Annotated in this window: 10 protein-coding genes; 8 read left to right on the forward strand and 2 right to left on the reverse strand. The window is 60.1% G+C overall.

Translation table 11 applies throughout. The features are described from left to right. Nucleotides 1-9 precede the first annotated feature (9 nt). Nucleotides 10-957, forward strand: a complete 948-nt coding sequence (locus tag JJO78_RS01845; protein ID WP_227662328.1) for a putative RNA methyltransferase — start codon at nucleotides 10-12, stop codon at nucleotides 955-957. Here the strand turns inward: JJO78_RS01845 and JJO78_RS01850 are convergent. Next, entirely contained in the window at nucleotides 935-1,465 is a 531-nt protein-coding gene (locus JJO78_RS01850; protein ID WP_075196350.1) for an ankyrin repeat domain-containing protein, read from the reverse strand. The two genes, JJO78_RS01845 and JJO78_RS01850, sit on opposite strands and share 23 nt — an antisense overlap. Nucleotides 1,466-1,630: 165 nt before the next feature. Here JJO78_RS01850 and JJO78_RS01855 point away from each other — a divergent pair, with 165 nt between their 5' ends. Then, a complete protein-coding gene (locus tag JJO78_RS01855; RefSeq protein WP_036207624.1) occupies nucleotides 1,631-2,260 on the forward strand; it encodes a YbhB/YbcL family Raf kinase inhibitor-like protein in 630 nt (209 codons plus the stop codon). Between the two features lie 100 nt (nucleotides 2,261-2,360). On the opposite strand, the gene JJO78_RS01860 is transcribed toward JJO78_RS01855, so the two are convergent. Further along, the gene (locus tag JJO78_RS01860) at nucleotides 2,361-3,437 is read right to left on the reverse strand and encodes a substrate-binding domain-containing protein (RefSeq protein WP_075196349.1); all 1,077 of its coding nucleotides are present in this window, start codon (nucleotides 3,435-3,437) and stop codon (nucleotides 2,361-2,363) included. Between the two features lie 132 nt (nucleotides 3,438-3,569). Here JJO78_RS01860 and JJO78_RS01865 point away from each other — a divergent pair, with 132 nt between their 5' ends. From JJO78_RS01865 to JJO78_RS01890, 6 genes are all read left to right on the forward strand, one after another. Then, nucleotides 3,570-4,061, forward strand: coding sequence for a formate dehydrogenase subunit gamma (locus JJO78_RS01865; RefSeq protein ID WP_075196439.1), 492 nt, complete (start codon nucleotides 3,570-3,572; stop codon nucleotides 4,059-4,061). Between the two features lie 17 nt (nucleotides 4,062-4,078). After that, nucleotides 4,079-5,617, forward strand: coding sequence for a formate dehydrogenase beta subunit (locus JJO78_RS01870; RefSeq protein WP_075196438.1), 1,539 nt, complete (start codon nucleotides 4,079-4,081; stop codon nucleotides 5,615-5,617). Nucleotides 5,618-5,641: 24 nt separating this feature from the next. Next, the gene (fdhF, locus tag JJO78_RS01875; RefSeq protein WP_151983088.1) at nucleotides 5,642-8,572 is read left to right on the forward strand and encodes a formate dehydrogenase subunit alpha; all 2,931 of its coding nucleotides are present in this window, start codon (nucleotides 5,642-5,644) and stop codon (nucleotides 8,570-8,572) included. Beyond that, nucleotides 8,553-9,443 (forward strand): formate dehydrogenase accessory sulfurtransferase FdhD, encoded by an 891-nt coding sequence (gene fdhD / locus JJO78_RS01880; RefSeq protein ID WP_083637256.1) that lies wholly within the window; start codon nucleotides 8,553-8,555, stop codon nucleotides 9,441-9,443. The genes fdhF and fdhD overlap by 20 nt, the downstream gene beginning before the upstream one ends. Next, complete coding sequence (locus JJO78_RS01885; RefSeq protein ID WP_075196346.1) at nucleotides 9,436-9,657, forward strand: formate dehydrogenase subunit delta; 222 nt, start codon at nucleotides 9,436-9,438, stop codon at nucleotides 9,655-9,657. The genes fdhD and JJO78_RS01885 overlap by 8 nt, the downstream gene beginning before the upstream one ends. A 119-nt stretch (nucleotides 9,658-9,776) precedes the next feature. Continuing rightward, nucleotides 9,777-11,915, forward strand: a complete 2,139-nt coding sequence (locus tag JJO78_RS01890; protein ID WP_075196345.1) for a TonB-dependent receptor — start codon at nucleotides 9,777-9,779, stop codon at nucleotides 11,913-11,915. Nucleotides 11,916-11,946 lie beyond the last annotated feature (31 nt).

Consider the following 11,946-nt stretch of genomic DNA (forward strand, 5'->3'; position numbering starts at 1 on the left):
TGGCGTCCCTTGTCTGATCGCTGCGTCGTTATTCTGGGCATTTATCCGCCGCTTCTCAAGCCGCACGTCAGGGCCGGAGGCCGCGAGCCTGTGAGCATGGACACCTTCAGCGCCCTGGCCTGCCCGTTGGACGGTGAGCCCCTGAACCAGTCCGGTACCTGCTGGCGTTGCCCGGCTGGTCACAGTTTTGATGTTGCCCGCCAGGGCTACCTGCACCTGCTGCCGGTCCAGAAGAAGCGCTCGCTGGACCCGGGTGATAGCAAGGACATGGTGGCGGCGCGCCGGCGCTTCCTGAATGCCGGTTTCTATCAGCCCATTGCCGAGGCCGTGAACAAAGCGGTGGCGCCCGGAGCCGCCGATGCCAAACCACTGGCCTGCCTGGACGCTGGGTGTGGAGAGGGCTATTACCTCCGGCAACTGGCAGCGGCAAATACGGAGAGGTCTCTTGCGCTGGTGGGAGTGGATATCTCCAAGTGGGCGACCCTGGCCGCCGCGAAGCAGGATAAGCGCCCCCGTTGGCTGGTCGGCAGTAACGCTAACCTGCCGGTGTTGAACGGCAGCCTGGATTGCGTACTCTGCCTGTTTGGCTTTCCCGTCTACAGTGAGTTTGCCCGTGTGCTCAAACCCGGCGGCATCCTGATCCAGGCCGACGCTGGCCCCGATCACCTGCGGGAACTGCGGGAGATTATCTATCCGTCGCTCAAACCCGAAAAGCCGCCAGCTGTTGACGTGCCTGAAGGTTTTTTGAGTCTGGGGACAGAGACGATTCGTTATTCACTGACCTTGGAAAGCCAGGAGGCGATTGCCGACCTGCTGGCGATGACGCCGCATTTTTACCGGGCGCCTGCGGAGGGGCGGGTTCGTGCCGAGACACTCGAAACCCTGGCGGTGACGGTCGAAGTCACGCTGAGGCGTTTTGTTCGTGATTCTGCCGCTACGACGACAACGCCCCGATAGCCTCGTTCGCTTCCATGGTCCGGGCCAGATCCTCTGCCGTTTGCCCATCCTCATCTTTCAACGATTTATCCGCGCCTGCTTCCAGCAAACGCCCAATCATATCCACCCTATTGAACATGGCGGCGACCATCAGCGGTGTTTTGGCGCCTGCCGGGCGATGGTCGACGTCGGCGCCGGAGGTCAGCAGCAGGTCTACAATGTCGGTATTGCCCTGATACACCGCGCTGGCCAGGGGCGTTTGTAGCTGGTCGTTGGCCAGGTTGGGGTCGGCACCCTGTTCCAGCAGCAGGCGCGCGGTGTCTTTGTGGCTGTTGCTGCAGGCGAGCATCAGCAGGCTGTCACCGGTGTTGGTGCGGATGTCCACGGGTACGCCGGCGTTGAGCATCACGCTGAGGGGGCCGGCACCACCATTCCGGGCCAGTTCGAACAACCCCTGGGCGAAAGCAATGGCGTCTTCGTCCTGTTGATTGTCGGGGTTCTGGGGCCTGGTTGGCTTGTCGTGGCTCATGGTTTTCCTCTGGTTTCATAGCGAATCTTGGGCAACCGTAACACGCCTGGAGCCAGCCAAGAATTGGACTTGGGTACGGTATGGATCTGGACAGACCCACAACGCCACTGTTAAAACCGTGCTATCAGGTAAGCAAAACCATCAAGGGTACAGGAGAACAGGACTGTGAAAATCAAGGTTCGAGGTATTGAAGAAGGCCAGCCGGTGCCGGAGAAATTCGCGTTTGGTGTCTACAGCGAACAGGACCACATGAGCTTTGGCCCCAACCGCAACCCGGAACTGGTCTGGGAGGACGCGCCGGAGGGCACCAGGAGTTTCGTGGTGATGATGTTTGACCCGGACGTGCCCAGCGTGGCGGACGACGTCAATCAGGAAGGCAAAACCGTGTCGAAGGACATTCCCCGGGTGGATTTCTTCCACTGGCTGCTGGTGGACGTGCCGGCCGCCACGTCCCGCATCCCCGAGGGCGAGGACAGCGATGGTGTGATTCCCAAGGGAAAGGAGCCCGGTCCGGGCCCGATCGGTATTCGTGGCGTGAACAACTACACCCAGTTCCTGGCTGGCAATCCCGACATGGCAGGAACCTATGCCGGTTACGATGGTCCCTGTCCGCCCTGGAACGATGAGATCCTCCATCATTACCACTACGAAGTGCACGCGCTGGATGTTGAAACTCTGGGGCTGGATGGTGAGTTCGATGGTGCCGCAGTTCGTGAAGCCATGGCAGGTCACGTTCTGGCCAGCGCCCGGGTGACCGGTACCTACACGCTGAATCCGGATTTACGTAAAGACTGAGTAGCCACAGACAGGCGCCATCCGCAAGAAAGCCGGAATGTCGGGTGACCGACGTCCGGCTTTTTTATGCGCGACCATTTACGGGGATTTTCGACTCGGTTCAGCCCGTGCCTGCGAGTAGCTGTTCAAAGGTGGTGATGGTTCCCGGACTGTCCGGCTCATAGCCGGGAAGGTGTTCGATCCGATCGATAAAGGCCTGCGAGCGCATCAGCTCAATCAGGTGCGACAGGTTGTCCTGCCCCAGCCGCTCTTCATGGCAGAGCAGGAGGTAGTGCTCGCTGGCCATTTCCACGAAATCAAGGTTGAACTGGCTGGCCGCCGCTTCCACGCCGAAGCCTACATCCGCCATTCCCGACGCGACAAAGGCAGCGACGGCTGTGTGTGTGAACTCGTGCTGAGGCGAGCGGTTGATGCTCTTTTCAGTGAGTCCCGCCTGACGTAGCAGAAGGTTGAACAGGATGCGGGTGCCGGAATGGCGATCACGGCCGATAAAACGGAGCCCGGAAGCGGCCAGTTCCGACAGGTTATGGACCTTCACCGGGGCGTCTTTGCGCATCATCAGGCCTTCGCGCCGGGTGACAAAACGAATCAGCCGGAATTGTTTGCCGGCCAGCTGATGCTGGTAATGGGCCATGATTTCCCGGGCCCGTTCCGGGCAGGTGGGAAAGTGAAAGCTTGCCAGGTCGCATTCGCCGCGATTGAGGGCGGTCAGTGCCTCTTCGGGGTTGCGGTATTGGAGGTTGACTTCAACGCGATCTGAGAACTCCGGGAGCAGGGCCACGGCATAACCATGACTGGCGTGAAGGCGAAGGACCGGGTGCTCACCGGCCAGCAGTTGCTGGATCTGGTCGTTAAATTCGGACGCCATGCTGTCGATCTGAGGCCCGAGCCGGGCTTTGACCCGCTGATCTGCCCACAGCAATTTCTCGCCCAGGGCGGACAGCTCGGTGCCGTGCCCCTTGCGCATGATCACCAGTGGCATTCCGAAAACATCGGAGCTGCGATTGAGCAGGTTCCAGGCGTGGCGGTAAGACACGCCGGCCGCCTCTGCCGCCGCGGTCAGTTTGCCGCTGTCTCGGATCGTTTCGAGCAGGCGGAATAATACCGGCTCGAACAGCTCACCGTTATCGGTTCGGAAGACCCAGGCAGGGGAAATAGACAGCCTTTTCTTATGCATTCCTATTCATATTCCGTCGGCGATGATGGAGTGGTAGCGTATGACTATCACTGTTCAGATACTGTAACAGAACAAGAAATAATAGGAACAATTATGCATATGTCAGAGGTGAATCAGCAATCACTCGGCGCCATGGCTTACGCCAGCGACTGGACACCTGACATGGTCCGGGCGGAAGTGGACGCCCTGAAACACAAGCCTGGCGCCCTGCTCCCCATCCTGCACGCCGTCCAGAACCGGATTGGTTACATCCCCGAGGGCGCCGTGGCCATCATCGCTGAGGCGCTGCAGCAGACCCGTGCCGAAGTCCATGGTGTGATCAGCTTCTACCACCATTTCCGCACTCATCCGGTGGGCAGCAAGGTTATCCATGTGTGCCGTGCGGAAGCCTGCCAGTCCATGGGCGGCCGGGCGCTCGAAGCCCACATCAAGGATCGCCTTGGTGTGGACTATCACGGTACCACTGCCGACAACGAATTCACCCTTGAGCCAGTCTACTGCCTGGGCAACTGCGCCTGTGCCCCTTCCATCCGCGTGAATGACGATATCCACGGTCGGATGACGCCGCAGAAGTTTGATCGCCTGGCGGACAAGCTCACCACATCCGCGCTGGACATCCGGTGATCACGGGAGCATCGATGATGGCAACCAGAATCTACGTGCCCTGCGATACCACCGCCCTGTCCATGGGGGCGGATGACGTGGCGAGACTGATAGAACACCATGCCGGAGTTCAGGGTGTGGCTATTGAACTGGTTCGTAACGGTTCCCGAGGGTTGTTCTGGCTTGAACCAATGGTGGAAGTCGAGACGGCCAGCGGCCGGATCGGCTATGGCCCGGTGGAACCGGATGACGTTCAGGGGCTGGTGGAGGCCGGGTTGTTCGATGGTGCGCCCGACCATCCTCTGTTTCTTGGCCCGGTGGCCGATATTCCCTACCTGAAACGCCAGCAACGCCTGACTTTTTCCCGTATTGGCATCACCGATCCGCTGTCGATTACCGACTATCGTGATCATGGCGGCTTTGACGGCCTGGAAACGGCGATCAGCGTGGAGCCCCAGGGCATTGTCGACGAGGTCAAAGCCTCCGGCCTCCGTGGTCGGGGTGGCGCAGCCTTTCCCACCGGTATCAAGTGGCAGACGGTGCATGACGAGCCCTGGCAGCTGCAGAAGTACATCGTCTGCAACGCCGATGAGGGCGATTCCGGCACCTTCGCAGACCGGCTCGCCATGGAATGCGACCCCTACATGCTGATTGAAGGCATGACTATTGCCGGGCTGGCGGTGGGGGCGACCCAGGGATTCATCTATCTGCGCTCGGAATACCCGGTGGCGCACCGCATTCTGAATGAAGCGATCCGCCGTGCCGAAGCCGAAGGCTATCTGGGCCAGGATGTCCGGGGCAGCGGTCGTGCCTTCCATCTGGAAGTGCGGCTGGCGGCGGGCGCCTACATCTGTGGTGAGGAAACCTCGCTGCTGGAAAGCCTGGAGGGCAAGCGCGGCCTGGTTCGGGCAAAGCCGCCCCTGCCCGCGATCAAGGGGCTGTTCGGCCAGCCTACCGTGGTCAATAACGTACTGTCATTTGCCGCTGTGCCGTTCATTCTGGCTCAGGGTGGCCAGGCCTATGCGGACTACGGCATGGGCAAGTCACGGGGCACCCTGCCGATCCAGTTGGCGGGCAACATCCGCCAGGGTGGCCTGATCGAGTTGGCCTTTGGCGTTAGTTTACGGGAGATCCTCGAAGATTTCGGTGGCGGCACCTTCTCGGGCCGACCCATGAAAGCCGTCCAGGTGGGCGGCCCGCTAATGGCGTATATGCCGGAAAATCAGTGGAACACGCCCATGGATTACGAGGCCTTCGGCCAGCTTGGCGCGGGTATCGGCCATGGCGGCGTGGTGGTTTTTGACGACACCGTGGACATGGGAGAGCAGGCCCGGTTCGCCATGGAGTTCTGCACCGTGGAGTCCTGCGGCAAATGCACGCCCTGCCGGATTGGATCGGTACGTGGTGTGGAGGTGATTGACCGGATACGCGCCGGTGAGAACCGTGAGGCCAATCTGGTTCTGCTGGAAGAGCTGTGCGAGACCATGGTCGACGGTTCCCTTTGCGCAATGGGGGGCATGACCCCGTTCCCGGTACAGAGCGTGATGACACATTTTCCGGACGACCTGACAGCCTGACCGACGCGAGTGGAGGCAATAACGATGTTGCAATATTTTGATCCGGGCACTTTAAATCGAGGTACGGGTAATCGAGGTACAGGCGGCCTGAACCCCGATATCGACTATGGTACGCAGCCCAGCACCTCCGAAACCCTGGTTAGCCTGTCCATTGACGGCACCGATATCGCAGTGCCCGAAGGCACTTCGGTGCTGCGGGCAGCCACCCTGGCGGGTATCAACATTCCCAAGCTGTGCGCATCGGACAACCTCGAAGCCTTCGGTTCCTGTCGCCTGTGCGCGGTGGAGATCGAGGGCCGCCGCGGCTATCCGGCCTCCTGTACCACGCCGGTGTCCGAGGGCATGGCCGTCACTACCCAGAACGGCAAGCTGGCCAAGCTCCGGCGCAACATCATGGAGCTGTATATTTCCGACCACCCGCTGGACTGCCTGACCTGCCCGGCCAACGGCGACTGTGAACTGCAGGACGTGGCCGGCGCCGTGGGTTTGCGGGAAGTGCGCTACGGTTTTGAGGGCGAGAACCACCTGGACGTGGAAGTGGACGATTCCAACCCCTACTTCAGCTTCGACCCCAGCAAGTGCATTGTCTGCTCACGTTGCGTGCGTGCCTGCGAGGAAGTGCAGGGCACCTTTGCCCTGACCATTGACGGCCGCGGCTTCGACTCCAAGGTATCTGCGGGCCAGAACGATCCGTTCATGGATTCCGAGTGCGTGTCCTGCGGCGCCTGCGTGCAGGCCTGCCCCACCTCCACATTGATGGAAAAGAGCGTGATCGACGCCGGCCAGCCCGAGCACAGCGTGGTCACCACCTGTGCATACTGTGGCGTGGGCTGCTCGTTCAAGGCGGAGATGAAAGGCGACCAGCTGGTGCGCATGGTTCCCTACAAGGGCGGCGATGCCAACCACGGTCACTCCTGCGTGAAAGGCCGCTTTGCCTTTGGCTATGCCACCCACAAGGACCGCATCAAGGAGCCGATGATCCGGGACTCCATCAACGACCCCTGGAAAGTGGTGTCCTGGGAGGAGGCCATCGAGTTCTCCGCCAGAAAGCTCAAGGACACCCAGGCCAGATATGGCCGGGAAAGCATCGGTGGTATCACCTCCTCACGCTGCACCAATGAGGAAACCTATCTGGTGCAGAAGCTGATCCGCGCCGCGTTCGGCAACAACAACACCGATACCTGTGCGCGGGTCTGCCATTCCCCCACCGGCTTTGGTCTGAAGACCACCATGGGCGAGTCCGCGGGAACACAGACCTTTGATTCGGTGATGAAGGCCGACACCATCGTGGTAATCGGTGCCAACCCTACCGATGCACACCCGGTGTTCGCCTCCCAGATGCGCAAGCGGCTGCGCCAGGGCGCGAAGCTGATTGTGATCGATCCACGCCGCATCGACCTGCTGAAAACACCTCACGGCACCGAAGGCATTCACCTGCCGCTACGCCCGGGCACCAACGTGGCGATGATCAATTCCCTGGCCCATGTGATTGTGACCGAGGGCCTGGAAGACAAAACGTTCATCGAAAGCCGGTGTGAGCCCGCGCAGTACAAACAATGGCGGGAATTCATTGCCGAGGAGCGACACTCTCCGGAAGCCCTCGAGGCGGTCACGGGGGTGTCTGCCGACCTGGTACGCCAGGCCGCGCGGGCCTATGGTGAAGCGGGTAATGGCGCCATCTATTACGGCCTCGGGGTCACCGAGCACAGCCAGGGCTCCACCATGGTGATGGGCATTGCCAACCTGGCCATGGCCACCGGCAACATCGGCCGTGAAGGCGTTGGCGTGAATCCGTTACGGGGGCAGAACAACGTTCAGGGTTCCTGCGACATGGGCTCCTTCCCCCACGAACTGCCGGGCTATCAGCATGTGGGCGACCCGGCCGTTCGAGCCAGGTTTCAGGAGGCCTGGAATGTGGCCATTGACGATGAGCCGGGCCTGCGGATTCCCAACATGTTTGATGCCGCCATCGCCGGCAGCTTCAAGGCTATGTATGTGCAGGGCGAGGACATTGCCCAGTCCGATCCCAATACCCAGCATGTGGAAGCCGCGCTCAGTTCGCTGGATTGCCTGATCGTGCAGGACATCTTCCTCAACGAAACCGCCAAGTACGCCCATGTGCTGCTGCCGGGTTCGACGTTCCTGGAAAAGAACGGCACTTTCACCAACGCCGAGCGCCGCATTAACCGGGTGCGTAAAGTGATGGCGCCGGTGGCGGGCATGGAAGACTGGGAAGTCACCATGGCATTGTCGAACGCGCTGGGCTATCCGATGCAGTACCGTCATCCGTCCGATATCATGGATGAGATCGCCCGGCTGACGCCGACGTTTACCGGTGTCAGTTACGACAAGTTGGACGAACTGGGCAGCATCCAGTGGCCCTGTAACGACGAGCATCCCGACGGCACGCCCACCATGCACACCCTCGATTTCCCGATCGGCAAGGGCAAGTTTGCGGTCACCGAGTATGTTGCCAGCGAGGAAAAAACCAATCGCAAGTTCCCGCTGTTGCTGACCACCGGTCGCATCCTGAGCCAGTACAATGTCGGTGCCCAGACCCGACGCACCGAGAACAGCCAGTGGCATCAGGAGGATGTACTGGAAGTTCATCCCAGCGATGCCGAACTCCGGGGCATCCGCGAGGGCGACTGGCTGGGCATCACCAGCCGTGTGGGCCAGACGGTCCTGCGGGCAAGAATCAGTGATCGCATGTTGCCGGGGGTGGTGTACACCACCTTCCACCACCCGGGCAGCGGTGCCAATGTGATTACCACCGACAGTTCTGACTGGGCCACCAACTGCCCGGAATACAAGGTGACTGCGGTGCAGGTGGAGAAGGTCTCGCAGCCGTCGGAATGGCAACGCCACTTCGAGCAGTTTGACCAGCGCCAGCAAGGGTTGTTGGAACCGTCGGCCAGCCATATGGAGCAACCCGATGCCACGGCACTCAAATAACCCGGAGCTGGCAGTCATGCCAGTGATGGGGCCGGACCCTGAGAAGGGTGCGCCAGCGTCCTGTGACCTCCCGGTGGAGGTTCATGGGGGCATTGAGGGCGCCCCCGGTCAGGATAGTGTCGCCGAAGAGGTGCCGGTGGCGATGGTTTATAACGGCATATCCCATGCGGTAATGATGGCATCGCCTTGTGATCTGGAGGATTTTGCACTGGGTTTCAGTCTGACCGAAGGCATTATCGACAGCCCCGGGCAGTTGTTTAACCTGAACGTACATGCCGTCGACGAGGGCATCGCTATCGAGATGCACATCGCCGGCGACTGTTTTGCCCGTTTGCGCCAACAGCGACGGAATATGACCGGACGAACCGGCTGCGGGCTATGCGGCACCGAATCCCTGGCCCATGCGGTCCGGGCGATCCCACGCGTGCCGCTTCGCCCGATACCGGATGATGAAGACGTTCAGCGCGCTCTGAGCAGCCTTCGGCACTACCAGCCCCTGCAGGAACAGACCGGCGCCACCCACGGTGCAGCCTGGTGCGATAGCCAGGGCCGCATCGAACTGGTTCGGGAAGATGTCGGCCGTCATAACGCACTCGATAAACTGATCGGCGCACGGATACACAAGAAGGGCGAGTCGGCCTTCGACGATGGCTTTGCACTGGTTTCCAGTCGCGCCAGCTTCGAGATGGTGCAGAAAAGTGCCAGTGTCGGTATCGGTTGCCTGGTGGCTGTCTCTGCGGCCACGGCACTGGCGGTCCGGGAAGCGCGAACGGCCGGCATGACCCTGATCGGGTTCGCCCGCCCTGGGCGGCATGTCATCTACAATCGGGGCGACAGTGGCCAACCTTCCGAGGAACGCGAGCATGAGTGACCAGCAGTTGCGGAACCTGATCAAGATGATCAACCAGATCAGTGATAACAACCTCCATCATGGCGATGAGGGCGAGGCGGCGGAGGTGGTCGCCACCCACATCAGGAAGTTCTGGGCCCGGAGTATGAAACAGCAGATCAGCGATTATGCAACGTCGGACGGGGCAGAGTTGAATGCCGTTTCCCGGCTGGCCGTCGAGCGCCTCTCGTTGTAAGAACTGATGGTTTTGATTTAGACAATGAGAATTGTTAGCATTTGCACCTCGTTAACATGAGGTAATGTCTGTCATCCTGAAGGTGCGGGCAAAATGCATTAACCATTCGAGATTTGTCTATGAAAACTCCGGAGTCACGTCCCCTGCTGCTGGCGCTGGCCATAGCGGCTGTTCACGGTTCTGCACTGGCGCAATCTTCGTCCAATACCCAATCCGGCGACAACGCCAAAGCGTTACCGGACCTGGTTATCACGGCCACCCGCAACAAAAGCACAGCGGGAGAGACTCCGCAGAAGACAACCATCATTACCCGCGAGCAGATCGAACAACAGCAGGCGATTTCCAATGACCCCGGCCAGGTGCTGAGCAACCTGATTCCTTCCTACTCTCCGGGCCGTCAGAAACTGTCCAACGCCGGTGAAACCTTCCGGGGCCGGTCACCCCTGTTCCTGGTGGACGGTGTGCCGCAGAGCAATCCACTGCGGGACAGCGCGCGGGACAGCTACACCATCGATCTGGATATGGTCGAACGTATCGAAGTAATCCACGGTGCCAGTGCTGAGCACGGCCTGGGTGCGACGGGTGGCATCATCAATTTTGTAACTCGCAGGCCCGACAGCGGTGAGGTTTCCCAGTCTGTGTCGGCCAGCGTGACCAGTGACGACAACGTGGACTCCGATGGCCAGGGTTACAAAGTGGGCTACCGGATCAGCGGTCAGCAGGGCCGCTGGGACTATCTTCTGGGCGGGAACATTCAGGAGCGCGGTGTGTTCTACGACGGTGAGGATCGCTTGATCGGTGTGGCTTATCCCGGTGAACTCCAGAACACCGAAAGCTATGACGTATTGGCCAAGCTGGGTTACTGGCTGGACGATGACCAGAACGTGGAATTTTTCATCAACCGTTTTCAACTTGAAGGCAAGGGTGGATACGTACCGGTAAAGCCACAACCTGGAGACCGTGACCGCGGCGTGCCCACAACCGCACGCCCGGGCATCATTGACGGTAAGCCCGGAGAAAATGAGGTTACCACCGCTCGTCTTTCCTACTCGCACGGCGACTGGCTGGGCAACCAGGTGGATACCCAGCTATACAGCCAGACCTTCCGGGCCCGGTTTGCCACCACGCCGTTCTTCCCCTATGTGGACGCCAATGGCAACGATCAGCTCGACCAGACCCGCAACGAATCCGACAAGGTGGGCGCCAAGTTCACCCTCACCCGCGACGGCCTGCTGAACGATTACCTGACCCTGACAACGGGCCTGGATGTTCTTCAGGATGAAACCCGCCAGACGCTGGTGGAAACCGGGCGTACCTACGTACCCAAATCGCAGTTCCGCAACTACGCAGCCTTCCTGCAGGGCGATGTTGCAGCCACCGACCGTTTGACCCTGCACACCGGTGTCCGCTATGAACATGCGGAGCTTAAGGTTGATACCTACAACACCATCGACCGTAGCAATGTCACCCAGGACAACGTCACCGTCCAGGGTGGCAATCCGGATTTCAACGAAACCCTGTTCAATGCGGGTGTTGTCTATCAGGCGACGGATCATGTGCAACTGTTTGCCAACTATTCCGAAGGGTTTGGCATGCCAGATGTTGGCCGTGTACTACGCGGAATCAGCGACGAAGGTCAGGATGTTGACAACCTGCTGGTGCTGGAGCCGATCGTAACCGATAACCGTGAGATCGGTGGTCGTTTTGACTGGGACCGTTACCATCTGGAGGTGAGTTATTACGAGTCGGATTCTGACTTTGGTGAGCGCCTGACCGAAGTGAATGGCACCTGGGTCGGCAAGCGTGAAAAAACCGAAATCCAGGGCGTGGAAGTCACCGCCGATGCGGACCTGAACGACGCGCATAACCTGGCGTTTTCCTACACCTATGCGGATGGTGAGTCCGACACCGACGGTGATGGCGATGTAGACACTGAGCTGAGCGGCATCAATATTGCGCCGGAAACCCTGAAACTGAGCTGGTCAGCTGCCTGGACGAAGAGGCTGTCGAGCCACCTTCAGTTCACCCAGTTCCTGGACCGGGACATCGAAGGAGATGACCTGGACTTCGACGGATACGGGTTGGTGGATGGCTCTATGGCCTACCGGACCCGTGCCGGGAAGTTCTCCCTGGGCATCGAGAACCTGCTGGATAAGGACTACTTCACGTACTACTCCCAGTCTGCCCGGGTGAGTGACGAGTACTATTTCCAGGGCCGTGGCCGCACCGTCACCCTTGGTTATCAGCTCGACTTCTGAGCAGTCGGCATCCCAAAGCCCGGGGCCTCAG

The sequence above is a fragment of the Marinobacter sp. DS40M6 genome (assembly GCF_028581595.1).
GTDB classification, from domain to species: Bacteria; Pseudomonadota; Gammaproteobacteria; order Pseudomonadales; family Oleiphilaceae; genus Marinobacter; species Marinobacter salarius.